At 68.0% G+C, this 25,472-nt stretch carries 28 protein-coding genes; 9 read left to right on the top strand and 19 right to left on the bottom strand.

Annotation, left to right across the window (positions count from 1 at the left end; translation table 11 throughout):
* Positions 1-56: 56 nt before the first annotated feature.
* Positions 57-335, top strand: a complete 279-nt coding sequence (locus A5744_RS23005; protein WP_076064683.1) for a hypothetical protein — start codon at positions 57-59, stop codon at positions 333-335.
* On the opposite strand, the gene dnaG is transcribed toward A5744_RS23005, so the two are convergent.
* From dnaG to A5744_RS22990, 3 genes are read right to left on the bottom strand one after another with little or no spacing between them, the layout of a single operon-like run.
* Positions 310-2,226 carry a DNA primase gene (gene dnaG / locus A5744_RS23000; protein WP_076064682.1) on the bottom strand — a complete coding sequence of 639 codons (1,917 nt, stop codon included), beginning with the start codon at positions 2,224-2,226 and terminating at the stop codon, positions 310-312. The two genes, A5744_RS23005 and dnaG, sit on opposite strands and share 26 nt — an antisense overlap.
* A 26-nt stretch (positions 2,227-2,252) precedes the next feature.
* On the bottom strand, positions 2,253-2,852 hold the full coding sequence (locus tag A5744_RS22995) for a superoxide dismutase family protein (protein ID WP_076064681.1): 600 nt from the start codon (positions 2,850-2,852) through the stop codon (positions 2,253-2,255).
* A 27-nt stretch (positions 2,853-2,879) separates the two neighbouring features.
* Complete coding sequence (locus A5744_RS22990; RefSeq protein ID WP_076064744.1) at positions 2,880-4,148, bottom strand: deoxyguanosinetriphosphate triphosphohydrolase; 1,269 nt, start codon at positions 4,146-4,148, stop codon at positions 2,880-2,882.
* Between the two features lie 19 nt (positions 4,149-4,167).
* Here A5744_RS22990 and A5744_RS22985 point away from each other — a divergent pair, with 19 nt between their 5' ends.
* Complete coding sequence (locus tag A5744_RS22985) at positions 4,168-6,117, top strand: TPM domain-containing protein (protein ID WP_076064680.1); 1,950 nt, start codon at positions 4,168-4,170, stop codon at positions 6,115-6,117.
* 12 nt (positions 6,118-6,129) lie between these two features.
* Here the strand turns inward: A5744_RS22985 and A5744_RS22980 are convergent, their stop codons facing one another.
* The 3 genes from A5744_RS22980 to A5744_RS22970 all read right to left on the bottom strand — a co-directional run bounded on the left by A5744_RS22980 (position 6,130) and on the right by A5744_RS22970 (position 9,239).
* Positions 6,130-6,408 carry a hypothetical protein gene (locus A5744_RS22980; protein WP_240563160.1) on the bottom strand — a complete coding sequence of 93 codons (279 nt, stop codon included), beginning with the start codon at positions 6,406-6,408 and terminating at the stop codon, positions 6,130-6,132.
* Between the two features lie 71 nt (positions 6,409-6,479).
* Entirely contained in the window at positions 6,480-7,694 is a 1,215-nt protein-coding gene (locus tag A5744_RS22975; protein ID WP_076064679.1) for a PPE family protein, read from the bottom strand.
* Positions 7,695-7,841: 147 nt separating this feature from the next.
* Positions 7,842-9,239 carry a glycine--tRNA ligase gene (locus A5744_RS22970; protein WP_170874572.1) on the bottom strand — a complete coding sequence of 466 codons (1,398 nt, stop codon included), beginning with the start codon at positions 9,237-9,239 and terminating at the stop codon, positions 7,842-7,844.
* Positions 9,240-9,425: 186 nt separating this feature from the next.
* Between A5744_RS22970 and A5744_RS22965 the strand changes: the two genes are divergently transcribed.
* The 3 genes from A5744_RS22965 (at position 9,426) to A5744_RS22955 (ending at position 11,297) form a co-directional block, all read left to right on the top strand.
* Positions 9,426-9,824 carry a metalloregulator ArsR/SmtB family transcription factor gene (locus A5744_RS22965; RefSeq protein WP_076064678.1) on the top strand — a complete coding sequence of 133 codons (399 nt, stop codon included), beginning with the start codon at positions 9,426-9,428 and terminating at the stop codon, positions 9,822-9,824.
* The gene (locus tag A5744_RS22960) at positions 9,821-10,213 is read left to right on the top strand and encodes a Fur family transcriptional regulator (RefSeq protein ID WP_076064677.1); all 393 of its coding nucleotides are present in this window, start codon (positions 9,821-9,823) and stop codon (positions 10,211-10,213) included. Before A5744_RS22965 ends, A5744_RS22960 begins: the two co-directional genes overlap by 4 nt.
* Before the next feature lie 100 nt (positions 10,214-10,313).
* Positions 10,314-11,297 carry an alpha/beta hydrolase gene (locus tag A5744_RS22955; protein ID WP_076064676.1) on the top strand — a complete coding sequence of 328 codons (984 nt, stop codon included), beginning with the start codon at positions 10,314-10,316 and terminating at the stop codon, positions 11,295-11,297.
* On the opposite strand, the gene A5744_RS22950 is transcribed toward A5744_RS22955, so the two are convergent.
* The 3 genes from A5744_RS22950 to recO are packed head-to-tail and all read right to left on the bottom strand — an operon-like array spanning position 11,294 to position 13,429.
* Positions 11,294-11,722 (bottom strand): hypothetical protein, encoded by a 429-nt coding sequence (locus A5744_RS22950; protein ID WP_076064675.1) that lies wholly within the window; start codon positions 11,720-11,722, stop codon positions 11,294-11,296. The two genes, A5744_RS22955 and A5744_RS22950, sit on opposite strands and share 4 nt — an antisense overlap.
* Positions 11,722-12,648 (bottom strand): decaprenyl diphosphate synthase, encoded by a 927-nt coding sequence (locus A5744_RS22945; protein WP_076064674.1) that lies wholly within the window; start codon positions 12,646-12,648, stop codon positions 11,722-11,724. Before A5744_RS22945 ends, A5744_RS22950 begins: the two co-directional genes overlap by 1 nt.
* Complete coding sequence (gene recO, locus A5744_RS22940) at positions 12,632-13,429, bottom strand: DNA repair protein RecO (protein WP_076064673.1); 798 nt, start codon at positions 13,427-13,429, stop codon at positions 12,632-12,634. The genes A5744_RS22945 and recO overlap by 17 nt, the downstream gene beginning before the upstream one ends.
* Positions 13,430-13,490: 61 nt before the next feature.
* Here recO and A5744_RS22935 point away from each other — a divergent pair, with 61 nt between their 5' ends.
* Positions 13,491-14,972: an amidase gene (locus A5744_RS22935; protein ID WP_076064672.1), complete on the top strand. Its 1,482-nt coding sequence runs from the start codon at positions 13,491-13,493 to the stop codon at positions 14,970-14,972.
* Here the strand turns inward: A5744_RS22935 and era are convergent.
* The 8 genes from era to hrcA form a co-directional block, all read right to left on the bottom strand.
* Positions 14,969-15,868, bottom strand: coding sequence for a GTPase Era (gene era, locus A5744_RS22930; protein ID WP_076064671.1), 900 nt, complete (start codon positions 15,866-15,868; stop codon positions 14,969-14,971). The genes A5744_RS22935 and era overlap by 4 nt on opposite strands.
* Positions 15,869-15,887: 19 nt before the next feature.
* Entirely contained in the window at positions 15,888-16,208 is a 321-nt protein-coding gene (locus A5744_RS22925; RefSeq protein WP_076064670.1) for a cytidine deaminase, read from the bottom strand.
* Positions 16,201-17,499, bottom strand: a complete 1,299-nt coding sequence (locus A5744_RS22920) for a hemolysin family protein (RefSeq protein WP_076064669.1) — start codon at positions 17,497-17,499, stop codon at positions 16,201-16,203. The genes A5744_RS22925 and A5744_RS22920 overlap by 8 nt, the downstream gene beginning before the upstream one ends.
* The gene (ybeY, locus tag A5744_RS22915) at positions 17,496-18,029 is read right to left on the bottom strand and encodes an rRNA maturation RNase YbeY (protein WP_076064668.1); all 534 of its coding nucleotides are present in this window, start codon (positions 18,027-18,029) and stop codon (positions 17,496-17,498) included. Before ybeY ends, A5744_RS22920 begins: the two co-directional genes overlap by 4 nt.
* A gap of 7 nt (positions 18,030-18,036) precedes the next feature.
* Positions 18,037-19,083, bottom strand: a complete 1,047-nt coding sequence (locus A5744_RS22910; protein WP_076064667.1) for a PhoH family protein — start codon at positions 19,081-19,083, stop codon at positions 18,037-18,039.
* A 158-nt stretch (positions 19,084-19,241) separates the two neighbouring features.
* Entirely contained in the window at positions 19,242-20,003 is a 762-nt protein-coding gene (locus A5744_RS22905; protein WP_076064666.1) for a 16S rRNA (uracil(1498)-N(3))-methyltransferase, read from the bottom strand.
* 23 nt (positions 20,004-20,026) lie between these two features.
* Complete coding sequence (gene dnaJ, locus A5744_RS22900; RefSeq protein ID WP_076064665.1) at positions 20,027-21,172, bottom strand: molecular chaperone DnaJ; 1,146 nt, start codon at positions 21,170-21,172, stop codon at positions 20,027-20,029.
* Positions 21,173-21,226: 54 nt separating this feature from the next.
* Positions 21,227-22,258, bottom strand: coding sequence for a heat-inducible transcriptional repressor HrcA (hrcA, locus tag A5744_RS22895; RefSeq protein ID WP_076064664.1), 1,032 nt, complete (start codon positions 22,256-22,258; stop codon positions 21,227-21,229).
* A 153-nt stretch (positions 22,259-22,411) separates the two neighbouring features.
* Here hrcA and A5744_RS22890 point away from each other — a divergent pair, with 153 nt between their 5' ends.
* The 3 genes from A5744_RS22890 to A5744_RS22880 all read left to right on the top strand — a co-directional run bounded on the left by A5744_RS22890 (position 22,412) and on the right by A5744_RS22880 (position 24,285).
* Positions 22,412-22,726: a type II toxin-antitoxin system VapB family antitoxin gene (locus A5744_RS22890; protein ID WP_076064663.1), complete on the top strand. Its 315-nt coding sequence runs from the start codon at positions 22,412-22,414 to the stop codon at positions 22,724-22,726.
* 75 nt (positions 22,727-22,801) lie between these two features.
* On the top strand, positions 22,802-23,410 hold the full coding sequence (locus A5744_RS22885; protein WP_076064662.1) for a carboxymuconolactone decarboxylase family protein: 609 nt from the start codon (positions 22,802-22,804) through the stop codon (positions 23,408-23,410).
* Positions 23,407-24,285 carry a sigma-70 family RNA polymerase sigma factor gene (locus tag A5744_RS22880; protein ID WP_076064661.1) on the top strand — a complete coding sequence of 293 codons (879 nt, stop codon included), beginning with the start codon at positions 23,407-23,409 and terminating at the stop codon, positions 24,283-24,285. Before A5744_RS22885 ends, A5744_RS22880 begins: the two co-directional genes overlap by 4 nt.
* Here the strand turns inward: A5744_RS22880 and A5744_RS22875 are convergent.
* Both A5744_RS22875 and A5744_RS22870 read right to left on the bottom strand, forming a co-directional pair.
* Positions 24,279-24,797 (bottom strand): hypothetical protein, encoded by a 519-nt coding sequence (locus A5744_RS22875; protein ID WP_076064660.1) that lies wholly within the window; start codon positions 24,795-24,797, stop codon positions 24,279-24,281. The genes A5744_RS22880 and A5744_RS22875 overlap by 7 nt on opposite strands.
* Before the next feature lie 93 nt (positions 24,798-24,890).
* A complete protein-coding gene (locus A5744_RS22870) occupies positions 24,891-25,418 on the bottom strand; it encodes a hypothetical protein (protein WP_076064741.1) in 528 nt (175 codons plus the stop codon).
* Positions 25,419-25,472: the final 54 nt, after the last annotated feature.

Here is a 25,472-nt window from a genome sequence, read left to right as displayed (position 1 = left end):
CGAGCATGCGGCCGCGTGAGGCAGGATGGAGCCATCGATCGTCGGGAAGGAACGCTTTGATCCGGTATGTCGTGGTGCTCGCGCTGGGTTACGTGCTGGGCTCGAAGGCCGGGCGCCGCCGATACGAGCAGATCGTCGGCACCTATCGCGCGCTGACCAGCAGTCCCGTGGCCAAATCGATGATCGAGGGCGGGCGCCGCAAGATCGCGAACCGGATTTCGCCCGACGCCGGGTTTGTGACGCTGGCCGAGATCGACGACCAGACGGCGATCGTCGAACGCCCCGTCGAGCGACCGGCCGACGAGGCGCTTACACCGTCAGATCGTCGCCGCTAGCCTGCTCCAGCAGGCTGCGCCGATAGGCCTCCATGGCGACCAGGTCGCCGAACAGCGCGTGATATTCGTCGCCCTGTTCGATGGGCGACATGCGCTGCAATTTGGACTTCACCTCGGCGATCTGCCGGCCCATCCACACCTCCTGCAGGCGAGCCATCACCCCGCCGATATAGCGCGGCAGCTTCTCGTCGTCGACGGCGATGGCCTCGACCCCCAGCTCGTTGATGAGGCCGGCAGTCAGCTCCGACGTGGTCCGCTGGCGCACCGCCTCGATCCACTGCGCCCCGGTGGCGCCCGTCGACGTGCCGCCGGCCGCGTCGATGGCCGCGCGCACCGCCGCGTACCCGGGATGGGTGAAGCTCTCGACGGTCAGCGTGTCGAACACCGGCCCCGCGAACGCCGGGTACTGCAACGCCGCCTTGAGCGCCTCCCGCTGGGGCCACAGTGTTGGGTCACGCGGGTCGGGCCGGGCGGCGGGTTCGGCCGTGGCACGGGGCCGCTGGGCGGCGCGGCGGGGAGCATCGTGTCCGGGGCCGCCGCGCACCGGGGCCTTGGACTTCTTCGCCTCCCCCCGCACCCGGTCGATGACCTGTGCGACATCGTCCCAGCCGACCCAGCCGGCGAGTTGTCGGGCGTACTCGTCGCGCAGCGTCGGGTCCTTGATCCGGCCCACCATGGGCACGCAGCGGCGTAGCGCGGCGACCCGGCCCTCGGCGCTGTCCAAGTCCATCTCGGCGATCGCACTGCGAATCGCGAACTCGAACAACGGGGTTCGCCGCGCGACCAGGTCGCGCAGGGCGCCCTCGCCCGACTTCAGCCTGAGGTCGCAAGGATCCATGCCGTCCGGCGCGACCGCCACGAAGGACTGGCCCGCCAGGTTCTGCTCGCCGTCAAAAGCCTTGAGCGCGGCGGCCTTACCGGCCTCGTCGCCATCGAACACATAGATCAGTTCACCGCGAAAGAAGCTGTCGTCCATCATGAGCCGGCGCAGCATCGCCAGATGCTCGTCGCCGAACGCGGTGCCGCACGACGCGACCGCGGTGGTCACTCCGGACAGATGCATCGCCATGACGTCGGTGTAGCCCTCGACGACGACCGCCTGGTGCCCCTTGGCGATGTCGCGCTTGGCCAGATCGATGCCGAACATCACCGACGACTTCTTGTACAGCTGCGTCTCGGGGGTGTTGATGTACTTGGCTTCCATCGGGTCGTCGTCGAACAGCCGCCGGGCCCCGAAGCCGATCACCTCACCGGCCGACGTGCGGATCGGCCAAAGCAGGCGCCGGTGAAAACGATCCATTGGGCCCCGGCGTCCCTCCCGGGACAGGCCGGCGGCCTCGAGCTCCTTGAACTCAAAACCCTTGCGCTGCAGGTGTTTTGTCAGCGTCTCCCAGCCCGACGGCGCGAATCCGCAGCCGAAGCGACGCGCCGCCTCGGCGTCGAAGTTGCGCTCCGTCAGATACTGGCGGGCCGGTGCCGCCTCGTCGGACTCCAGCGCTGCGGCGTAAAACTCGGCCGCGGCGGCGTTGGCCGCGATCAGCCGGCTGCGGCTGCCGCGATCCCGCTGCACGTTGGTGGCCGCAGCGCCGGTGTAGTTGATCGTGTGCCCGATCCGGTCGGCGAGCACTTCCACGGCCTCGACAAAGCTGACGTGCTCGATCTTCTGGACGAACGCATACACGTCGCCGCCCTCGCCACAGCCAAAGCAGTGGAAATGACCGTGATTCGGGCGCACATGAAACGACGGCGACTTTTCGTTGTGGAACGGGCAGAGGCCCTTCAGCGAGTCGGCGCCGGCGCGCTTCAGCTGGACGTAGTCGCCGACGACATCCTCGATGCGGACCTTTTCGCGGATGGCGGCGATATCGCGATCGGAGATGCGGCCAGCCATCGGCCCAGTCTAAAGCCCCGGCCGAGTCAGCTGGCGGGGCCGATGACGCCGCACGCGACGCGGTCCATGGCCATGTCGGTGCCGTCGGGGCCATGCAGCATCAGCGCGGTCTTGTTGCCCGCCAGCAGCTGGTCCCGGGTGAACCCATCGGTGGTGGTGACCAGGTAGCCGGAGCCGTCCTGGCGCACCTCGAACGAGGTCAGATCGCCGCTTTCGGGTTTCCCGGTGTGCCCCGGTGCCTGGTAGTGACCGCCGGCGGACAAGAAATTCCCGGGCGCCCCGCCGTTGGGGGCAACTGAGTTCGGCTCGCACTTGCCGATCTCGTGGACGTGTAGCCCGTGGAAACCGGGTGAGAGGATTCCGCCGGTAACGGTCTTGACGGTGACGGTGACGTAGCCGCCGGTGAAATCGAACGTCGCCGTGGCCACGGAGCGGCCGTCGGGTGCGTTGAGTTGGGCGCTGAGCGACCCGGGAGACGGGCTGGCCGTCGTCGACGAATCCGATGCACCGCTCTTGACGGGCGGCGTGGTGCCCGGCTGCGTGCTCGCATGCTGAGGCGAATTGCATGCGCTGACGGCCACGACGGGCAGCGACAGCAGGGCGGCAACGGCGGTGAGTTTGGTCATATCGGGAGCCTAGCCCCCGGGGTGTCGTTACGGACTCCCCTGCCGGGCGTCGACGCGCTCCAGGCGGCCTTCGGTGTAGGACGCGATCTGGTCCACGACGGCCCGCAGCCGGGCGCCGTCGTCGGCGGCCGCACTGAACGCCGAGGCGAAGACCGGATCGAGCGTTCCGGGTGCGCCGGCGTACAGCCATTGCGCCACCCGGTGAATACGTTCGCGCTGCCGAGTCTGCGTGTCGAGATGCCGCGGGTCGGACATGATGAACTGCAGCGCCAGGATTTTCAGCAAGGCCACCTCGGCACGCACCAAATCGGGCACCTGCAGGTCGGCCTGGTAACGCACCAGCGGCCCGGGCCCGGCCGCCGCACGCGTAGTGGCGATCGCGGCCGAAGCGAAGCGTCCCACCAGCTCACTGGTCAACCGCTTGAGCGCGACCGACGAGGCCAACGTGGCGTCGTATTTGCCGACCGCGGCAACCACGGGCAGCGCGGACAGCCGTCGCGCGGCGGCCCTGAAGTCGTCGGCGCTCACCCGCGAGAATTCGCTCTCCCCCAGCCTGGCCAACGTGGCGGCCTCGTCGTCGTCGGCGAGCACGCGCAAATCGATGCGTTGCGACACCACACCGTCCTCGACGTCGTGCACCGAATAGGCGATGTCGTCGGCCCAATCCATCACCTGCGCTTCCAGGCAGGTCCGGCCCGCCGGCGCCTCCCGACGGACCCAGTCCGCCGGCTCGAGGTCCTCGATGTAGAAGCCGAACTTGCCCCGGCCCTTGCGCCGCGTCCACGGATACTTGGTGACCGCGTCCAGGGACGCGCGAGTCAGGTTCAGGCCCACGCTGTGGCCTTGTGCGTCAAGCACTTTGGGTTCGAGGCTGGTCAGGATCCGGAAATTCTGCGCGTTGCCCTCGAAGCCGCCGTACTCGGCGGCGACCTCGTCGAGGGCGTGCTCACCGTTGTGCCCGTAGGGCGGGTGGCCGATGTCGTGGGCCAGACCCGCGAGCTCTACGAGATCGGGGTCGCAGCCCAGGCCGACGGCCATGCCACGGCCGATCTGCGCCACTTCCAGCGAGTGCGTCAGCCGGGTGCGCGGGGTGTCGCCTTCGCGGGGCCCGACGACCTGCGTCTTGTCGGCCAGCCGGCGCAGCGCGGCGCTGTGCAACACGCGGGCACGATCCCGGGCGAAGTCGGTGCGGTGTTGCTGGCCTTCGGTACCCGGCAAACCCGCGGTCTTCGGCGCTTCGGGTACCCGTCGTTGACGGTCGAAGTCGTCGTAGGGGTCTTGCTGATTCGTGGTCACCGAGGCACAGTCTGCCAGTATGCGCACGGCTCGCCCGTTCTGTGTGATGGTGGCGATCCTCGCGGCCGGGCTGCTGCTGGCTCCATCGGCCGGCGCGCAACCGCCGTTTCGGCTGCCGGGGTACGTCACCGACAACGCCGCGGCCCTGTCCGATTCCGGTCGCGCCGCGGTGACGTCGGCCGCTGACAAGCTCTACGCCGATCGCCACATCCGACTGTGGGTGGTCTACGTCGGCGACTTCTCCGGACAGAGCGCGGAGGACTGGGCGAAGCGGACCTATAGCGCCAGCGACCTCGGGGACTACGACGCGCTGCTGGCGGTGGCCACGACCGGCCGGGCATACGCCTTCCTGGTGCCGTCCGCGATCAGGGGCATCAACGCGGGCCAGGTGGATAACCTGCGGCGCAACCGGATCGAACCCGCGCTGCACGCCGGCGACTGGAGCGGCGCGGCAGTCGCCGCGGCCAACGGGCTCAACACGGCGCCCCGATCGTCGGGCCGGGTGGTCCTGCTGGTGTCGCTGGGCGTCGTCGCCGTCGCGGTGGTGGTCCTGCTGTTGGTCACGCGATATCGCACCCGGCGACGCCGCGCCGCCGCGCTGGCCGCGGCGCGAAAAGTCGACCCGACCGACGCGAATGCGTTGGCCGCCGTGCCGTTGAACACCCTCGACGACCTGTCCCGGTCCATGGTGGTGGACGTCGACAACGCGCTGCGCACGAGCTGCAACGAACTCGCGCTTGCTGTCGAAGAATTCGGCGATGAGCGCACCGAACCGTTCACGCGGGCGGTGAACAACGCCAAAACGGCTCTGTCCCAAGGGTTCACCGTGCGCCAGCAGCTGGATGACGACACACCGGAGACACCGGTGCAGCGTCGCGAACTGCTCACTCGCGTGATCGTGTCGGCGGCGCGCGCCGACCGAGAGCTGGAGTCGCAGACCGAGGCGTTCGAGAAACTGCGGGATTTGGTGATCAACGCCGCATCGCGGCTCGACGCGCTGACCCAACAGGTCGTCGAGCTCACCGCCCGCATCGGCCCGGCCGAGCAGCGGCTGACCGAGCTGCACAACGAATTCGACCCCGCCGCACTGACTTCGGTTGCCGGGAATGTGACGACCGCCAAGGAGCGGCTGGCGTTCGCCGACCGCAACATCGGGGCGGCTCGGGCTCTCGCCGACCGGGCCGTGAGCGGACAGCAGGGCGGCTTGGTGGACGCCTTCCGAGCCGCCGAGTCGGCGCTCGGCCAGGCGCGGTCGCTGCTCGACGCAATCGACAGCGCGGCCGGCGACATCCGCCATGCCGTCGACGAGCTGCCGTCGGTCATGGCCGACATTCAAGCGGGCATCGAGCGCGCCAACGAGCACTTGCAAAACCAGAACCCCAAGAGCGAGCTGCGTGCGGCGCGCGACGCGGCCGTCAGCGCCGTCGACAGTGCGCGCGGTGGCACCGATCCGCTGGGCGCTTTCGCCCGGCTGGGCAAGGCCGACGCCGAGCTCAATCGGCTATTGGCGGTCCTGGCCGAGGAGCGGGCGAGCGCCGCGCGCCTCAACCGATCACTCGAGCAGGCCTTGTTCACCGCGGAGTCGCGGGTGCGCGGCGTCTCCGAATACATCGACACCCGCCGCGGCAGCGTCGGGCCCGAGGCCCGGACCCGGCTGGCCGAAGCCAGACGGCACCTCGCCACCGCGCACGAGCAGGCGGCCGATCCGGCCGGGGCGATCGCCCACGCCAATGCCGCCTCGACGCTGGCCGCCACCGCGCAGTCGTTGGCGAACGCCGATGTGCAGTCGGCGCAGCGCGCTTACACCCGCCGCAGGGGCGACGACACCGGCGCGCTGCTGGGCGGAATCATCGTCGGCGACCTTCTCAGCGGCGCGATGAGGGGAGGATTCGGCGGATGGAGACCCACATCGTTCGGCGGCAGCGTGCGCGCATCCGGCGGCTTTATGGGTGGCGGCGGCCGTTTCTAGGCGTGTTGGCCGTCAACCGGCCGCAGGAGAATGCGGCACCACACCCTTGGGCCGCGCCACCTTGAAGTGCGGTTCGGCCTCGTCGGTAGCCGGCTCGGCATTGCCGCCGTCGCCGACCTTGTGGTCGGCATCGGCGCCCTCTTCGGCTTTCGGCGCCCAGTGGTCGTAGTCGTCCGGCGGAACGGCCACGCCCCAACTCATCGGAACCGACAAGCGACCGAGCAAGCCCGACTCGCCGCGTTGCGCCAGCACCGCGTCGTCCGGCAGCGGGGTCCCAAGAGGCAATAGCACGATGCCCCCTTTCGCACAAGCACATTTATCGTAGGCCAGTCCCGAGCTCGATATCCGGAATTGACCGATCCCTATCCGACCCCGGTCCGGGGCACCACCGTGGGCCTCGTCGGCACCACATGCGGACTCGCCCGGTCCGTCTTGCCGGGCATACCGTTGACACCCACGGGCATCGGCGACATCGGTGTTCCGGCCGCAGGGGCGACCTCGGCCGCCTCGGCCGCCGCGGCGCTCGGCAACCCGGCACCCAGCCCGGACGTCACCGGGGTGGCCATGCGCATCGGCATCGACCCCGGCCACGTCGACGGCACCGATATCGCCCCCACCAACCGCGCATTACCCAGCCCGGCGCCAACCGGCCCCAGGCCGGTAGTGGCGCCGCTCAGCACACTGATTGGGGGAACGCTCGAACCGACGAACTGGGGAACCGCAGCCATCCCGGTGGTCGCGGAACTGGCCAACCCCGCGCCGTTTGCGACCTGCGCCAGGCTCATCATCGGCGACGCAACCATGCTCGCCGGAACCATCCCCACCTGCGCCACCTGCGCCACCGACGCCAACGACGTCAGCGGCACCGCCGACAACGTCGTCGGAAGCTGAGTCACGGCATTGATGAGCACAGCGGGAATGCCCGCTATGAAGGTCTGGACCTGGCCGGCCAATCCCGCCAATCCCCCGACCGGAAGCAGGCCCGACAACCAGGACACGAACGAGGACAAGAACGAGGACAGGATGTTCCCCAACCCGGCGCCCAGCCCGGCCAGGCCCACCGGGGGCGCGCTGAACGACGGCAACGTGGCCGCCACCGACATCGCCCCGGCGTGGTACCCCGTCATCGCGGCCACATCCTGAGCCCACATCTCCATGTACTCGAGCTCGGTCGCCGCAATCGCCGCGGTGTTCTGACCGAAAAAGTTCGTCGCGATCAGCAACAGCAACAGCGCCCGGTTCGCCGCCACCGCGGCCGGGGGCACGGTGCCCGCCTGCGCGGTCTCGAACGCCGCCGCGGCCGCGAAGGCCTGCGCGGACGCCGCCTCGGCTTGTGTCGCGGCCGCGTTCAGCCACGTCACATACGGCACCGCCGCCGCCGCCATCGACAGCGACGCCGGACCGGTCCACGGTCCGCCGGTCAGCCCCGAAACGACCGAATCGAAGGACGCCGCCGCCCCCGCCAGATCCGCCGCCAATGCGTCCCAGGCCGTGGCCGACGCGAGCAGGGGCCCCGGACCCGCGCCAGCAAACATCAGCGCCGAGTTGATCTCCGGTGGCAACCAGGGGAAGAACATCACAACCTCAACACGTGCACCGCATCAACGCCCTTGCACACAGCTCGACACCCACCCGTGGCAACTAGACACATGTGAAACCCGCCACAGGTGATCGTAAGCCAACCCGACGGCGAAATGGCTGGACTTTCGCCAATTAATTGCGGATTAGCTGCCCTTGAGCCGCACCGCCAGGTAATCGGCGACGGCGTCCATCGCAATGCGCTCCTGTGTCATGTCGTCGCGCGCTCGAACGGTAACGGCGTTGTCCTCGAGTGAGTCGAAATCCACCGTCACGCAGAAAGGCGTGCCGACCTCGTCCTGGCGGCGGTAACGGCGCCCGATGGCACCGGCGTCGTCGAAATCGATATTCCAGCTTTTGCGCAATTCAGCGGCCAAGTCACGCGCCTTGGGACTCAAGTCGGCGTGCCGAGACAGCGGCAGCACCGCGGCCTTGATCGGTGCCAGCCGCGGGTCCAGGCGCAGCACGGTCCGCTTGTCCATCCCGCCTTTGGCGTTCGGGGCTTCGTCCTCGGTGTAGGAGTCGATCAGAAACGCCATGAACGACCGGGTCAGGCCCGCAGCCGGTTCGATGACGTACGGCGTGTACCGGGTATCGGTGACCTGGTCGTAGAATGACAGATCGGCGCCGGAATGTTGTGCGTGCGTTGATAAGTCGAAGTCGGTTCGGTTGGCCACGCCTTCCAGCTCGCCCCACGGATTGCCGACGAATCCGAACTTGTATTCGATGTCGACGGTGCGATCGGAGTAATGCGACAACTTGTCCTTGGGGTGTTCGAATAGGCGCAGATTGTCCGGATTTATGCCGAGGTCGACATACCACTGCAGGCGGGTGTCGATCCAATATTGATGCCAGTCCGGCGCGGTCGACGGCTCGACGAAGAACTCCATCTCCATCTGCTCGAACTCGCGGGTGCGGAAGATGAAGTTGCCCGGGGTGATCTCGTTGCGGAAGCTCTTACCGATCTGACCGATGCCGAACGGCGGCTTGCGCCTGGCGGTGGTCACCACGTTGGCAAAGTTGATGAAGATGCCCTGGGCGGTCTCGGGACGCAGATAATGCAGCCCCTCCTCGGTCTCGATGGGCCCCAGATGCGTCTTGAGCATCATGTTGAACTCGCGGGGCTCGGTCCACTGGCCCTTGGTGCCGCAGTCTGGGCAGACGATCTCGGTCATCGGCACCGACTCGGGGTCGTCGATCCCCTTCTTCGCCGCGTAGGCCTCCTGCATGTGGTCCTGGCGGTGCCGGTGGTGGCAGTTCAGGCACTCGACCAGCGGGTCGTGGAACACCTCGACGTGGCCGGAGGCCACCCAGACCTGCCGCGGCAGGATGATCGACGAATCGATTCCGACGACGTCGTCGCGGCCGGTGACCACCGACCGCCACCACTGCCGTTTGATGTTTTCCTTGAGTTCCACGCCCAGCGGCCCGTAGTCCCACGCCGATTTTGTGCCGCCGTAGATCTCGCCCGAAGGGAAGACGAAGCCGCGCCGTTTGGCCAGGTTGACTACGGTGTCGATGACGGACGCCACGGGGTGGTGCACTCCCTTTCCGGGTCGGGCGGACGCGTGCGGCGATCAACCGCCGCGCGCAAAACATCAGTCATGGTATCGACCAGCCCCGCGGTCTTTGACATGCATCATCATGCATGTGACAGTGGAGGAAGCCTATCGCCCTTCCACCGGCAGGCGCTCCTACGACCCGGGACCTCTCGAGGTGATGACTCTCCCATGGTGATGTCCTCCTCAACGCCGACGGCGGCCGACGGCTCGTCGTCGACCGCGGATCTCGGCGCGGATGCCCATGGGCACGCCGAATTCGGCGATTACCCCGTGCCGCCGCCGCGGGAGATCCTCGACGCCGCCGGCGAGCTGCTGCGCGCGCTGGCCGCACCGGTGCGGATCGCGATCGTGCTGCAATTGCGCCAATCCCAGCGCTGCGTCCACGAACTGGTCGACGCGCTGGGGGTGCCGCAGCCGCTGGTGAGCCAGCATCTGAAGATCCTCAAAGCCGCGGGTGTGGTCGCCGGGGAGCGATCCGGTCGCGAGGTGCTCTACCGCCTCGCCGACCACCACCTCGCGCACATCGTCGTCGATGCGGTCGCGCACGCGAGCGAGGACACGCAGTGACGGGAGCGACTGTTCGGTCCACCCGTCAGCGGGCGGCGATTTCCACACTGTTGGAGACGCTCGACGAATTCCGCTCGGCCCAGGAGCTGCACGACGAGCTGCGCCGCCGCGGCGAAAACATCGGGCTGACCACCGTGTACCGGACGCTGCAGTCGATGGCGGCGGCGGGACTGGTCGACACCCTGCGCACCGATACCGGCGAGTCCGTCTACCGCAGGTGCTCGGAGCATCATCACCACCACCTGGTCTGCCGCGGCTGTGGTACCACCGTCGAGGTGGGCGACCACGAGGTCGAGGAGTGGGCCGCGCAGGTGGCCGCCAAGCATGGCTTCTCCGAGGTCAGCCACACCATCGAAATCTTCGGCACCTGCTCGGAGTGCCGCTCCTAAAAAAGTTCGGCAAAAAAGTGTCCGCCACGCGTCCGCCGCGTGCTCCTACCCATGAGTGGCCCACGGGCCGAGACATCACCTCAAGGGAAGTGAGAACACGATGCGGAACCAGCTATCGCCCCACTTGCGGCCGGTGCGCGACGTCGAGACGCCGTCACTGCAGTTCCGGACGATCCATGGCTACCGCCGCGCCTTCCGGATCGCGGGGTCGGGACCGGCTCTGCTGCTGATCCACGGCGTCGGCGACAAATCCGCGTCGTGGGGCCCGGTGCACGCCAAGCTTGCGCAACGGTTCACGGTCATCGCGCCGGACCTGCTGGGCCATGGCGAGTCCGACAAGCCGCGCGCCGACTACTCGTTGGCGGCCTTCGCGAACGGCATGCGCGACCTGCTCGCCGTGCTCGGTATCGACCGCGTCACCGTCGTCGGCCATTCGTTCGGTGGCGGCGTCGCGGCGCAATTCGCCTATCAGTATCCCCAGCTGGTGGAGCGCATCGTGCTGGTGAGTGCCGGCGGCGTCGCGCAGGACGTGAGCTTCGCGCTGCGGTTGGCGGCGAGCCCGATGGGCAGCGAAGCGCTGGCCATGGTGCGCTTGCCGGGCGCGCTGCCTGTCATGCGAGTCGTTGGCCGCGCCATTCAAACCCTGTTGGGTTCCACCAAATTCGGGCGCGACGCCGTCGATACCGTGAACCTGCTCGAGGGCTTCCAGGACCCCGCCGCGCTGGCGGCGTTCGCACGCACCCTGCGATCGGTGGTGGACAGCCGCGGCCAGTTCGTCACCATGCTGGATCGCAGCTACCTCATGCAAACCGTTCCGGTGCAGATCATTTGGGGCGAAGACGACTTGATCATCCCGGTGGACCATGCCCACACGGCCCACGCGGCGATGCCCGGTTCGCGCCTGGAGATCTTCGAAAAGTCCGGACACCAGCCGCATCACGACCATCCCGACCGCTTCGTCGAGGTTGTCGAACGGTTCATCGACACGACCCGGCCGGCGTACCACGACCAAGAACTGCTGGGCACGCTGCTGCGGAGCGGCGCTTTCGAAGATGTCGCGCCCACCGCGGCGGCGGTGTCCTAGGCCGTCAGCGAGCGCCGTATCTCGGCGCCGGTATCCAACACGAGCAGGATCAGGGTGCGCAGCGCGTCGTCGGCCAAGCCCGCGCCGGGAAAGTTGTACCGCAGCATCACATCCGCGGTCTTCGCCGCGCCCTTGCCGGAGTTGCGCTGCACCGCCTTGTCGCTGACCTTCTGGACGAGGGTCACGGTGCCGAAGTTGCTGTCGTGCGCCTGCTTGGCCACCAGATCGCTGACCTTCTTGGTCAGCGGCAGGTCCCACGCCAGGATCTGGGTCAGCGACACCAGGTCGAGGCCCTCGGCGATGTTCACCACCCGCAGCGACGCGAAGGTGCCGTCGTGGTGAACCGTCAGTGCGCCGTCGGCTTCGTCCTCGACGGGCAGCACGTCGCGGAGGATGGAGGCCAGGCGCTCCTGCAGTGATGGCATTACGCGCTCCCGAACCGTCTGTTGCGTTCCGCGTATTCCTCGCAGGCCGCCCACAAGTCGCGGCGGTCATAATCGGGCCACAGCTTGTCTTGAAAGATGTACTCGGCGTAGGCGGCCTGCCACAACATGAAATTGCTGGACCGCTGTTCCCCCGAAGTCCGCAGGAAAAGATCGACATCGGGGATGTCGGGCCGCTGCATGTGACGTGCGATCGTCGCCTCGCTGATCCGCTCGGGATTCAGCCTGCCCGCCTGCACCAGGCGTGCTATTTCCCTTGTCGCATCGGCGATTTCGGCGCGACCGCCGTAGTTCACGCAATAGTTGACCGTGATGACGTCGTTGCTGCGCGTCATCGCCTCCGCGATCTCCAATTCGTTGATGACGCTGCGCCACAGCCGCGGCCGCGAACCCACCCAGCGGATCCGCACCCCGATCGTGTTGAGGTTCACGCGGCGCATGCGTACCACGTCGCGGTTGAATCCCATCAGGAAGCGGACTTCCTCGGGGGAACGCTTCCAGTTCTCGGTGGAGAAGGCATACAGGCTGAGCCATTTGATGCCGAGTTCGATTGCACCGCAGACGATGTCGATCACGACGGCCTCACCCGCCTTATGACCGTCGGTGCGGTTCAGCCCGCGTTGGGTTGCCCAACGGCCGTTGCCGTCCATCACGATGGCGACGTGATTGGGCAATCGGTCGGCCTCGATCCTGGGCGCGGCCGCCTTCGAGACATGCTGCGGTGGCCGGCACGGGCCGCCGTCGGCGGCGGGTGGCAGCTCCGGGAAGACAACCGGCCATGTCGACTTGTCGGGAAAGGTCGGGTAGTCGTGGGGCGCGGGGGGCAGCTGCGGGAAGTCGCTGAACTTGTGCTTGCGCTCGGCCGTTCGCCGGGACCCGGTGACCCGGTACTTAACCACAGGCCTCATCCTGCCCGATCAGCGCCGCGCGCCGTTCGGCGATCTGCCTGTCGATTTGATAGTTGCGCTCCACCAGCGGCAACGTTTTGAGCTGCCGCTCCAGATGCCATTGCAGGTGCGCGGCGACCAATCCGCTGGCATAGCTTCGATGGGATTGCGGCGCCGCCTGGGCGGCCTCCCAATCGCCGTCGTGCAGCGCGGACATCAGGTCCAGGACGCCCAGCGGCGGTGTGGTGGCACCGGCCGGCCGACACTGCGGGCAAATGCTGCCTCCGGCGGCGATGTGAAATGCCCGATGCGGGCCCGGGGTGGCGCACCGGGCGCACTCAGTCAGCGCCGGTGCCCATCCGGCGATGCCCATGGCGCGCAGCAGATAGGCGTCCAAAAGCAGGTCACGGGGACGGCGTCCGTCGGCCACCGCCCGCAGCGCGCTCACGGTTAGCCGGTGCAGGGCCGGGGCGGGGGCCCGCTCCTCACCGGCGAGGCGTTCGGCGGTTTCCAGCATCGCGCATCCGCAGGTGTATCGGCCGTAGTCGCTGACGATGTCGGTGGCGAACGCGTCGATGGAAACGACCTGGGTGACGATGTCGAGGTTGCGCCCGGGGTGCAGCTGCGCATCGATGTGCGCGAAGGGCTCCAGCCGTGCGCCGAATTTGCTGCGGGTGCGCCGCACTCCCTTGGCCACCGCGCGAACCAGCCCGTGATCGCGTGTCAATAGGGTCACGATCCGGTCGGCTTCGCCGAGCTTGTGCTGGCGCAGCACAACAGCCCGGTCTCGATACAGCCGCATCACAATAGTTTTGCACCCCGCCGCGACATTGCGGGGATCCGCGCCGTTAGTCTCGTACCCCGTGGTCGGCGCTTCTGAGTCCGTTTCCGGGTCCGCTTACGGGTCCCGCAGCCAGCGCCTGCCCACGCTGACCGACCTGCTCTATCAGCTTGCCAGCCGCTCGGTGACGTCGGTCACATTGGTGCGCCGCGCCCTGCACGCCATCGATCTCAGTCAGTCCACCCTCAACGCGTTCCGCGTGGTGCTCACCGAGTCGGCGCTGGCCGACGCCGCCGAGGCCGATCGGCGGCGGGCCGCCGGCGACACCGCACCATTGCTCGGCATCCCGATCGCGGTGAAGGACGACGTCGACGTTGCCGGGGTGCCGACCGCCTTCGGCACCGAGGGGTATGTGCCCCCGGCCACCCACGACGCCGAGGTGGTGCGCCGCCTGAAGGCGGCCGGCGCGGTGATCGTCGGCAAGACGAACACCTGTGAACTGGGCCAGTGGCCGTTCACCAGCGGACCCGGGTTCGGACACACCCGCAACCCCTGGTCGCGGCGGCACACGCCGGGCGGGTCGTCCGGCGGCAGCGCAGCCGCGGTGGCCGCGGGCCTCGTCACCGCAGCCATCGGCTCCGACGGCGCCGGCAGCATCCGGATCCCCGCCGCGTGGACCCACCTGGTAGGCATCAAGCCGCAGCGCGGCCGGATCTCGACGTGGCCGTTACCGGAGGCGTTCAACGGGATCACGGTCAACGGCGTGCTGGCGCGCACCGTGGCCGATGCCGCGCTGGTGCTCGACGCCGCGTCCGGAAACGTCGACGGCGACCGGCACAAGCCGCCCCCGATCAAGGCGTCGGACTACGTCGGGATCGCGCCCGGTCCGCTGAACATCGCGGTGTCAACCCGGTTCCCTTACACCGCTTTTCGGCCCAAGTTGCATCCCGACATCCTGGCCGCGACCCGGAGCGTGGCCAGGCAACTCGAGCTGCTGGGCCACAGCGTGCAGACCGGCAACCCCGACTACGGGCTGCGGTTGTCGTGGGACTTTCTCGCCCGGTCCACGGCGGGTCTTCGGGATTGGGAAGAACGGCTGGGCGACGGCGTCAACTGGGACCCCCGCACCCTGGCCAACATGCGGATGGGCCATGTGCTGGGTCAGGCGATCCTGCGCAGCGCGCGCCTCCATGAGGCCGCGGCCCAGCGCCGGGTGGGGTCGATCTTCGACATCGTCGACGTGGTGCTGGCCCCGACGACCGCGCAGCCGCCCCCGTTGGCGCGCGCGTTCGACCGGTTGAGCGGCTGGGGCACCGACCGCGCCATGATCGCGGCGTGCCCGCTGACCTGGCCGTGGAACGTGCTGGGCTGGCCGTCGATCAACGTGCCCGCGGGGTTCACCTCCGACGGCCTGCCGATCGGTGTGCAGCTGATGGGCCCGGCCAACAGCGAGGGCATGCTGATCTCACTCGCGGCCGAGCTGGAGGCCGTCTGCGGATGGGCGAGCAAGCAACCCACGGTGTGGTGGCAGCACGGGCCGGCGTCACACGATGAGCGGCGCTAAAACCCAAGCCGGCCAAGCTGTTTGGGGTCGCTCTGCCAGTTCTTGGCGACCTTGACCCGCAGGTCGAGATAGATCTTCGTCCCGAGCAGCTTCTCGATCTGACCGCGCGCGGCGGTGCCCACCTCCCGCAACCGGGCACCGCCCTTGCCGATGACGATGCCCTTCTGGCTGTCCCGCTCGACGTAGAGCAGCGCGTGCACATCGATCAGGTCGTCACGATCCTCGCGGGGGTTGACCTCGTCGATCACCACGGCCAACGAATGCGGTAGCTCATCGCGAACTCCTTCGAGGGCGGCCTCACGGATCAGCTCGGCCATCAGAACCTCTTCGGGTTCGTCGGTCAATTCCCCGTCGGGGTAGTAGGCCGGGCCGACCGGTAGCGCGGCGGCCAGCACGTCGGTCAGGACGTCGACCTGGGCGCCGGTCGCCGCCGACACCGGGACGATCTCGGCCGAACCGTCGACCAGTTCGCTGACCGCGACGAGCTGCGCGGCCACCCGGTCCCTGGGCACTTTGTCGATCTTGGTGACGATGACGACGAGTGTGGTCTTCGGCGCAACCGAACGAATCTGCTCGACGATCCAGCGATCTCCCGGGCCGATCCCCTCGTCGGCCGGGATGCACAGCCCGATGACGTCGACCTCGGCGTAGGTGTCGCGGACCAGATCGTTGAGCCGCTTACCCAGCAGCGTGCGCGGCCGGTGTAAGCCAGGCGTGTCGACCAGAACGATCTGGAAGTTGTCGCGGTGCACGATGCCACGAATGGTGTGGCGGGTGGTCTGCGGCCGCTTCGAGGTGATCGCCACCTTGGTGCCGACCAGAGCGTTCGTCAGCGTCGACTTGCCGGTGTTCGGCCTGCCGACCAAACACACGAAACCGGAATGGAATTCAGTCATGGGCGAGCGCGCACACCCGTCACAAGACGTTCCCGTCGCGATCGGTGAGGATGACCACCGCCGTCGGGGACAATTCGCGGACCGCGGCGATGCCGGGATCGTCGGCGGACGCTGCCACCAGGACCGCGGCCTCCAGGCCGGTCGCCCCGCTGGATGCCGCGGCGGCCACCGCGGCCTGCAGACCGGTCAGCCGCAACGTCGACAAGCTCACCGGCGCGGCCGCGTATGTGCGGCCATCGACGTCGCGCACGGCGGCGGCGCCGTCAGCCTCGGCGCGGGCCATCGCGGCCCGCGCCAACACCACCAGCTTCGCGTCCTCGTCGTCCAGCCGTTCAGCCATCCTGTTCGCCTTCCTGCTCCACGGGTTCGGCCGGGCTCAGCAGAACGGTGCCGATCCGGACCCGTCCTCGATGATCGGGTCCGCCCTCGGCGCGCAGCCGCAGGCCATGCGTGACGACCTCGGCACCTGGGAGCGGAACCCGGCCCAATTCCAGCGCCAGCAGGCCGCCCACGGTATCGACGTCGAGGTCGTCGTCGAATTCCAGATTGTAGAGTTCGCCGACGTCTTCGATCGGCAGCCGCGCGGAGACCCGAAACCGCTTGTCCCCCAGGTCTTCTATCGGTGCGGTCTCTTCCTGGTCGTACTCGTCGGCGATCTCCCCGACGATTTCTTCCAGCACGTCTTCGATGCTGACCAAGCCGGCGATGGCGCCGTACTCGTCGACGAGCAGCGCCATGTGGTTGCGGTCGCGCTGCATTTCCCGCAGCAGCGCATCCAGCGGCTTGGAGTCCGGTACGAACACCGCGGGGCGCATCACCTGCGAGACTTTGGTGTCCCGTCCCCCGTCGGCCGACAAGAACGTCTGTTGGACAAGGTCTTTCAGGTAGACGACGCCGACGATGTCGTCGACGTTCTCACCGATCACCGGTATGCGGGAATGCCCGCTACGGACCGCCAGGTTCGTGGCTTGGCTGGCGAATTTGTCGCTTTCGATCCAGATCATCTCGGTGCGCGGCACCATCACCTCCCGCGCCGGGGTGTCACCGAGTTCGAAGACCGACTGGATCATCCGGCGTTCGTCGGCGGCCACCACACCGCGCTGCTGGGCGAGGTCGACGACCTCGCGCAGTTCGATCTCGGACGCGAACGGCCCGTTGCGCAGCCCGCGGCCCGGGGTCAGCGCGTTACCCAAGACCACCAGCAGCCGGCTGAGCGGCATCAGCAGCCACGAGAGTGCTTGCAGCGGAAGGGCCGTCGCCAACGAAATGGAATACGCGTTCTGGCGGCCCAGGGTGCGCGGGCCCACCCCGATGACGACGAAGCTGGTTACCACCATGGTGGTCGCCGCGCCGAAAAGCGCCCACTTGATGCCGTAGTTGTCGTAGAGGAACACCACCAGCAGTACCGTCGCCGTGATCTCACAGATGATCCGCAGCAGCACCACCAGATTGATGTAGCGGGGCCGCTCGGACATCACCCGGAAAAGCGCGACCGCGCCGGGCCGCTCGTCGCGCACCAGCTCCTGCACCCGGGCCAGCGACACAGTGCTGATCGCGGCGTCGATCGCGGCGAAAAGGCCTCCCAGCGCGATCAGCGCGATCGCGCCGAACAGCTGAGACAAACCGGTCAATTGTCGAAATACCTTGACTTGTCCAGCAACCGGCGGTCCCGTTCCTCCTGGCGGTCCTGCTGGTAGGCCTCGACCTGTTCGGCGACCCACTCTTCGAGCAGCCGCTCCTGCAAGGCGAACATCTCTTTTTCTTCGTCGTGTTCGGCGTGGTCGTAGCCGAGCAGGTGCAGCACACCATGGATGGTCAGCAGCGCCAGCTCGTGTCCGAGGCTGTGTCCCGCCGCGGCCGCCTGCTCGGCGGCGAACTCCGGGCACAGCACGATGTCGCCCAGCATCGACGGCCCCGGCTCGGGCGCGTCGGGGCGGCCGCCGGGTTCGAGCTCGTCCATCGGGAAGCTCATCACGTCGGTCGGGCCGGGCAGGTCCATCCAGCGCATGTGCAGGTCGGCCATCGCCGCGGTGTCCAACAGCACCATCGACAGCTCGGCGCTCGGATTGACGTCCATCTTGGCGATGACGAATCGTGCGACGCTGACCAATTCCGCTTCGGAGACGTCGATGCCCGACTCGTTGGATACCTCGATGCTCATGGCACCATCATCGACGACTGCGGACGCCGGAGGCCCGCCGAGCCGCCCGGTTCAGCCCCGAGCCGGGCTCCTCGTATCTGGCGTAGGCGTCGACGATTTCGGAGACCAGCCGGTGACGCACCACGTCCGCGCTGGTCAACTCGGCGATGTGGATGTCGTCGACGCTTTCCAGGATGTCGACCGCCGATCGCAGGCCCGACCTGGCGCCCCCGGGGAGGTCGATTTGCGTCATGTCCCCGGTGACGACGACCTTCGACCCGAAGCCCAGCCGGGTGAGGAACATCTTCATCTGTTCGGCCGTGGTGTTCTGCGCCTCGTCGAGGACGATGAACGCGTCATTCAGGGTGCGGCCGCGCATGTACCCGAGCGGCGCCACTTCAATCACCCCGGCGGACATCAGCTTTGGGATCAGCTCGGGATCCATCATGTCGTACAGCGCGTCATAGAGCGGCCGCAGATACGGATCGATCTTCTCGCTCAGCGTGCCGGGCAAAAAGCCAAGGCGCTCACCGGCTTCCACGGCCGGCCGGGTCAGGATGATGCGCGTCACCTGTTTGGTCTGCAGCGCGTGGACGGCCTTGGCCATGGCCAGGTACGTCTTCCCGGTGCCCGCCGGGCCGACGCCGAACACGATGGTGTTGGCGTCGATGGCGTCGACGTAACGCTTTTGATTCAGCGTCTTGGGCCGGATCGTTTTACCGCGGCGCGACAGGATGTCCAGCGTGAGCACTTCCGCCGGTGACTCGTTGCCGGTGCCGACGAGCATGGCGACGCTGTGGCGCACCACCTCCGGTGTCATCGACTGACCGCTTCCGACGATGGCGACGAGCTCGGAGATCACCCGCTCGGCCAGCGCGACGTCGGCCGGCTCACCCGACAGGGTGATGGTGTTGCCGCGCACGTGCAGGTCGGCGTTGAGCATCCGTTCCAATGCCCGCAGGTTCTCGTCGGCCGAACCCAACAGGCCCACGACGAGATCGGGCGGAACATCGATGCTGCTGCGAACCTGAGCAGAGGCCGATGCGTCAGCGGCGCTGGTCTCGCGTGGCGTCACGTGGTTTCCGATGCCTGCCTTCTGCGGTTCCCGCCCGTGGTGGGCGCAGTTTCTAGATTTCCCATCTTACCGCCGGGTGGCTGCTGACCCAATGGCCGGCAAGCCGTCACCGCGAGGCTGTAATTTCGCAGGGAAAGTGCGAGTAAGGGCCTGCGAAATTACAGGCTCGACGGATCGTCCCATCGGTCGGTCAGCACGCCCAGCGCGCCCAGCGCCACCGCGGCCGCGCTCGACGTCCGCAGCACCTGCGGGCCGAGCCGGACCGCTAGCGCGCCCGCGTCCGTCAGCGCCGCCAACTCGTCGGGCGCGATACCGCCCTCCGGGCCGACCACGAGCAACACCGAATCCGCCTGTCCCACAGCGACATCCGCGAGCCCCACGGTCGCCGACTCATGCAACACCAACACCTTCGCACCGGCCGCCACCTCGTCGCGAATCCGCCGCGTCAACGCCACAGTGGACACCACGCCGTCGACCGCGGGGATGCGCGGCCGACGGGATTGGCGGGCCGCCGATCGGGCGACGGCGCGCCAGCGGCGCAGACCCTTGTCGACCTTCGCGCCTTGCCAGTTGGCCACGCACCGAGCCGCCTGCCAGGCCAGGAACGCGTCGGCGCCGGCCTCGGTGGCCAATTCGATCGCCAACTCCGAGCGCTCGGACTTGGGCAGCGCCTGCGCCACCGTCACGGAGGGCCGCGCGGGCGCGACGCGCCAGCGCTCCTGCACCCGGGCACGCAGCCCGTCGCGCCCGGCGTGCTCGACCACGCAGCGCGCCAGGCCGCCGGCTCCGTCGCCGAGCACCAGCTGCTCGCCGGGACGGATCCGGCGCACGGTGGCGGCGTGAAATCCTTCGTCGCCGTCGACGACGGCCAGCGCCCCGGCGTCGGGCAGTGCGTCGATGTAGAACAGCGTCGCCACCATGTGCGCGATCCGTGTGACTGTGGCTAGCGCCCGGTGAAGGTCTCGCGCAGCCGGCTGAACAGCCCGCCGCCGCTGTGCGTCGAGCGGACCTCGGCCACGTCGCGGCTGCGGCGGTTCTTCAGCTCGCGCAGCAGTTCGCTGTCCTGATGGTCGAGCCGTGTGGGAACCACGACCTCGATGTGAACGTGCAGATTGCCCCGCGCGCTGGAGCGCAGGTGCGGCATCCCGTGGCCGCGCAGCGTGATGACCGAACCCGGTTGCGTCCCAGGCGGAATGGTGATCTCGCTCATGCCGTCGAGGATGGCGTCAACGGTGACCGTGGTGCCCAGCGCCGCGTCGACCATCGGCACCGAGATCGTGCAGTGCAGGTCGTCGCCGTCGCGAACGAAAATGTCATGGGCCTGCTCGTGCACCTCGACATACAGGTCGCCGGCCGGTCCTCCCCCGGGCCCGACCTCCCCTTGGGAGGCGAGCCGGACGCGCATGCCGTCACCGACACCGGCGGGGATCTTGACGCTGATTTCCCGACGGGCCCGCACCCGGCCGTCGCCCATGCACTGGTGGCACGGGTCGGGGATGACCACTCCGACACCGCGGCAGGTCGGACACGGCCGCGACGTCACCATCTGGCCCAGTAGCGAACGCTGCACCGTCTGCACCTCGCCGCGGCCACCGCAGGTGTCGCAGGGAATCGGCGCGGAATCGCCGTTGGTGCCCTTGCCCTGGCAGCGGTCGCACAACACCGCGGTGTCGACGGTCACCTGCTTGGTCACGCCGGTCGCGCACTCCTCCAGGTCCAGGCGCATCCGCAGCAGCGAGTCGGAGCCGGGCCGCACCCGGCCGATGGGACCGCGTGACGTGGCCCCGCCACTGAAGCCGCCACCGAAGAAAGCCTCGAAGACATCGCCCAAACCGCCGAACCCGCCGAACCCGCCGGCCGAGGCGGCGGCGTTTTCCAGCGGGTCGCCACCCAGGTCGACGATCCGGCGTTTCTCCGGGTCGCTGAGCACTTCGTAGGCGACGCTGATCTCCTTGAATTTCGCCTGCGCGGCCTCATCGGGGTTGACGTCGGGATGCAGTTCGCGCGCCAGCTTGCGATACGCGCGCTTAATGTCCGCATCGCTGGCGTTTCTGCTCACGCCGAGCAGCCCGTAGTAGTCGCGTGCCACGCCTGACCTTTCTTACGCCGCGCCTACGCGGCTATCCATTGTCGGGGTGCGCAGTCATCGAGCACCCAGGACCTCACCGATATAGAGAGCAACCGCGGCCACGCTGGCGATAGTTCCCGGATAGTCCATCCTGGTGGGCCCCAGCACGCCCATGCCGCCGTACACCGTGTCGGTGGTGCCGTAGGCGGTGGACACCATCGAGGTGCCCGCCATCTGCTCGACCGCGGTCTCGTGACCGATGCGCACCGTCACCTTGCCGGCTTCTTGCTGTGCCGCCAGCAACCGCAGCACCACCACCTGCTCCTCGAGGGCCTCCAGGATCGACCGCAGCGAACCGCCGAAGTCCGCGGCATTGCGGGTCAGGTTGGCGGTGCCGCCCATCACCAGGCGCTCCTCGGTGTGTTCCACCAGGGACTCCAGCAATACCGTCGCCGAACGGCCAACCGCGTCACCCAAGCCTCCGGAACCCTCGAGATGGCTGGCGAGATCGGCCACCGCCGTCGAGGCCGCCGCCAGCCGTTTGCCCTCCAACGCCTGACCGAGCATCTCACGCAGTTGTGAAAGCTGATGATCGTCGATCACATCGCCGAGTTCGACGATGCGCTGATCGACCCGGCCGGTGTCGGTGATGACCACCATCAACAGCCGCGCGGGCGTCAGGGCGATCACCTCCAGGTGGCGAACGGTCGAGGTCGACAGCGTCGGGTACTGGACCACGGCCACCTGGCGGGTCAGCTGAGCCAGCAGGCGCACAGCCCGGCGCAGCACGTCATCGAGGTCGACGCCGGACTCGAGGAAGCTTTGGATCGCGCGCCGCTCGGCCGACGACAGCGGCTTGACGTCATCGAGCCGATCGACGAACTCGCGGTATCCCTTCTCGGTGGGCACCCGACCGGAGCTGGTGTGGGGCTGGGCGATGTAGCCCTCGGCCTCCAGCACCGCCATGTCGTTGCGGACCGTGGCGCTGGACACGCCCAAGTTATGGCGTTCCACCAATGATTTGGAGCCGATCGGTTCCTTGGTGGCGACGAAGTCGGCGACGATCGCACGCAACACCTCGAAGCGACGCTCGTCCGCGCTTCCCATCGACGCCCACCTCCTTGATCGCGTCCATTTTACGGTCTCACGAGGTGTGACCTGCCATGAGCGGGCGTCGGCAGCCGCGGCAGACGATTTTCCGGCTAGCCTGTCCAACATGCAGTCGTCGGGCCCGGGTGACGCCTCGCGGGAGATCCCCCAATGATTTTCAAGGGCGTGCGCGATGGTAAGCCCTATCCCGAGCACGGGCTTTCGTACCGAGAGTGGTCCCAGATTCCCCCGCAGCAAATCAGGCTCGACGAATTGGTCACCACGACCACGGTGCTCGCACTGGACCGCCTGCTGTCGGAGGACTCCACCTTTTATGGCGACCTTTTCCCGCACGCGGTGCGGTGGAAAGGCATCACCTATCTCGAGGACGGCCTGCATCGCGCGGTGCGTGCCGCCCTGCGGAATCGCACCGTGCTGCATGCCCGGGTGTTCGACATGGATTTGCCGCTGAGCCAGCAGACCTAGCCGTTGAGGGGCCCGGTCACGTTTGAGCGCCGCCAGGTGTCGACCTAGTAAGGACGACATTCAAGGAGGACCGCCATGCCCCGTCTCAACGGAGTGTCCGACCGCGACGCCGGCCTGGGCGCCAAGATCGCCTTCTTCTTCACCAGACGCAAGCTGGCGCAGATGACCGGCCTGGAAACGGCCGGGATGCTGGAACCGCTGCGGATGTATGCACACATCCCCCGGCTGCTCAGCGCCATCGGCAAGCTCGAGATGGCCGAGTCGAAACTGGATATCCTCAGCCCGCGCGAGCGCGCGCTGGCCGAGCTGAAGGCGGCGACGACCGTCCGCTGCGAGTACTGCATCGACCTCGGTTCGCAGATCGCACGCCAGTGGGGAATCACCGACGAGGAGCTGCTCGCGATGGCCGATTACCAGAACGCCCCGTGCTTCTCCGACGTCGACAAGCTGATCCTGGAGTATGCGACCGCGATCAGCCGCACCCCGGTCGAGGTGAGCGACAAGCTTTTCGATGCGCTGCGTGCCCACTTCGACACGCCCCAACTCGTTGCGCTCACCCACGTGATCAACCTGGGCAACTTTCGCGCCCGGTTCAACATCGCGCTCGGCATCGGGTCGTCCGGCTTTTCCGGCAACCGGGTGTGCGCCCTGCCCGACACACAGCGGGACACCGGTCGCACGTGACCGCGTCGCTCACGGAACGTTTTGAGGCGGCCCGACCACAGCTGGGCGCCATCGCATATCGCATGCTGGGCTCGATCGACGACGCCCAGGACGCGGTGCAGGAAGCGTGGCTGCGGCTGCGTCGCAGCGGCGCGGACGGCATCGCCAACCTCGACGCCTGGCTGACCACCGTGGTGGCCCGCATCTGCCTGAACATGTTGCGCGACCGCCACTCCCACGGACGGGAGGAATTGGTCGCCCATCTACCGGACCCGATCGTCGATCCGGTCGGCGAGTCCGATCCCGAACACCGCGCGATGCTGGCCGACGCGGTGGGCCTGGCGCTGTTCGTGGTGCTGGATACGCTGCCGCCGGCGGAGCGGCTGGCGTTCGTGCTGCACGACGTCTTCACCGTCCCGTTCGACCAGATCGCACCCATCGTCGACCGGACGCCGGAGGCGACCCGCAAGCTGGCCAGCCGGGCACGCCGGCGCATCGAGCAGGCGGACCCGGTGCCCGACGGCAGCCTCACCGCGCAACGCGAAGCCGTCGACGCCTTCTTCGCGGCGGGACGTAGCGGCGACTTCGACCGGTTGGTGTCGGTGCTGCATCCCGACGTGGTGCTGCGCGGCGACTTCGGCGCCGGGACGCGCGGCTTCCGGGCCGACGGCGCGGCCTCGGTGGCCAGGCTGGCCCGCAGTTACGCGGGCCCCGAGCGCGAGGCGAGGGCCGCGACCGTCAACGGCGCCGCGGGCGCGGTGATCTTCGTCGGCGGGCGCGCCACGGCCATCATGGGATTCGTGGTGCGCGACGGACGCATCGCGGCCATCGACGTGCTGGCCGACCCGGCACGCCTCGCCAAGCTCGACCTACGCGCGCTGCGCGGCGATCACTGAACGGCCTGCAGCAACTGCATCGCCGACGCGCGCGACAGCACCCAGCCGCCGCCCTGACTGACGAACGAGAGGTTCTGCGTGACCGGCGACGTCAGCTTGGGTCCGGAGACCGCGACGTCCGCGGACGAACCGGACGCCGTCGGCTGGATGTTCGACACGTCGAACGACAGCGGCAGGTCGCCGTTCTTCGCCGCCTTCTGCAGCTTCTTGTCCGCGACGTGCGCTTCGATCCCGCTGATGCCGCCCTCAACCAGATTGCTCTTGCTGGAGAACGGAACGTTGGGATCGGCCAGGCTGGTCAGCACGCTGCTCAACTGGTCCGCGGTCGGGACATTCGCACCCGGAACCGGTGGCGCGGGCGGCACCGGATCCTGCGGCAGCGGCGCACCGACTGCGGCCAATTGCACCGAGGCCAGATCGCTTGGCGCCGCGGCGAAAGCGATCGCGGTCGCCGCTCCCCCGATGGCGGCCACGGTAGCCGCGCCGGTGGCAAAGAACTTGACGGTTTTCATCGTCCCCCTTTCATGGGCACGGTTACTTTAGGCCCGCGCACGTGTGTCCAATCTATGCGCTTGCTGTGTAGGCGCCCAGAATCTGGGTGCGGTTTAGCCCGTAGCGGTCGATGCCTGAATCAGAGCGAGCGCCGCGTCGTGCTGCAGGACCCAGTTGCCCCCCTGATTGATGAACACGAGGTGCTTGGTGACCGGCCCGGCGAACTTCGGACCCGAGATGGCCACGTCGGCCTGGGCCATGTTCGGGCCGGCCGGCGCAATGTTGGTCACGGCGAACGTCTCCGGAAAGTTCCCGTTCCGGTAGGCCTTCCTCAGATCGTGGTCGGCGACCATACCCTCGTTTTGAGGGATGCCGTTTTCGACGAAATTGACCTTGTCCCTGTAGTTAACGCCGGGGTCGGTCACTTGGGTGCACAGTGTGGACAACTGCTCTGGGGTCGGCAGTTGGCCCGGCAAGGGCGGCGGGGGCGGCGGGTCTTGCGGCAGCGGCGCGCCGACCGCGGCCAGCTGCACCTGATCGGCGCTAGCCGGGGCGAATGCGGCCGACGTCACGCCGATGCCGGCGGCGCCGATGGCGGCCACGGCCGCAACGCCAGTCGCGGCGGATTTCAAGGTCTTCAAGGTCATTGTCAAACTCGTTGTCATGGTCAGGTCCTCCCCCTGAGTTGCACCTGG

The sequence above is a fragment of the Mycobacterium sp. IS-1264 genome, assembly GCF_001954195.1.
Lineage (GTDB): Bacteria > Actinomycetota > Actinomycetes > Mycobacteriales > Mycobacteriaceae > Mycobacterium.
Note: the sequence above shows the minus strand (reverse complement) of the source record. Positions and strands in the feature narration are given on the sequence as shown.

Coding starts and splice junctions, on each gene's coding strand:
- dnaG (WP_076064682.1), bottom strand. CDS start 2,226: ATGGCTGGCCGCATCTCCGATCGCGATATCGCCGCCATCCGCGAAAAG.
- A5744_RS22995 (WP_076064681.1), bottom strand. CDS start 2,852: ATGACCAAACTCACCGCCGTTGCCGCCCTGCTGTCGCTGCCCGTCGTG.
- A5744_RS22985 (WP_076064680.1), top strand. CDS start 4,168: ATGCGCACGGCTCGCCCGTTCTGTGTGATGGTGGCGATCCTCGCGGCC.
- A5744_RS22975 (WP_076064679.1), bottom strand. CDS start 7,694: ATGTTCTTCCCCTGGTTGCCACCGGAGATCAACTCGGCGCTGATGTTT.
- A5744_RS22965 (WP_076064678.1), top strand. CDS start 9,426: ATGGTGATGTCCTCCTCAACGCCGACGGCGGCCGACGGCTCGTCGTCG.
- A5744_RS22955 (WP_076064676.1), top strand. CDS start 10,314: ATGCGGAACCAGCTATCGCCCCACTTGCGGCCGGTGCGCGACGTCGAG.
- A5744_RS22950 (WP_076064675.1), bottom strand. CDS start 11,722: ATGCCATCACTGCAGGAGCGCCTGGCCTCCATCCTCCGCGACGTGCTG.
- A5744_RS22945 (WP_076064674.1), bottom strand. CDS start 12,648: ATGAGGCCTGTGGTTAAGTACCGGGTCACCGGGTCCCGGCGAACGGCC.
- recO (WP_076064673.1), bottom strand. CDS start 13,429: ATGCGGCTGTATCGAGACCGGGCTGTTGTGCTGCGCCAGCACAAGCTC.
- era (WP_076064671.1), bottom strand. CDS start 15,868: ATGACTGAATTCCATTCCGGTTTCGTGTGTTTGGTCGGCAGGCCGAAC.
- A5744_RS22925 (WP_076064670.1), bottom strand. CDS start 16,208: ATGGCTGAACGGCTGGACGACGAGGACGCGAAGCTGGTGGTGTTGGCG.
- ybeY (WP_076064668.1), bottom strand. CDS start 18,029: ATGAGCATCGAGGTATCCAACGAGTCGGGCATCGACGTCTCCGAAGCG.
- A5744_RS22905 (WP_076064666.1), bottom strand. CDS start 20,003: ATGGTGGCGACGCTGTTCTACATCGACGCACTGCCCGACGCCGGGGCG.
- hrcA (WP_076064664.1), bottom strand. CDS start 22,258: ATGGGAAGCGCGGACGAGCGTCGCTTCGAGGTGTTGCGTGCGATCGTC.
- A5744_RS22890 (WP_076064663.1), top strand. CDS start 22,412: ATGATTTTCAAGGGCGTGCGCGATGGTAAGCCCTATCCCGAGCACGGG.
- A5744_RS22885 (WP_076064662.1), top strand. CDS start 22,802: ATGCCCCGTCTCAACGGAGTGTCCGACCGCGACGCCGGCCTGGGCGCC.
- A5744_RS22875 (WP_076064660.1), bottom strand. CDS start 24,797: ATGAAAACCGTCAAGTTCTTTGCCACCGGCGCGGCTACCGTGGCCGCC.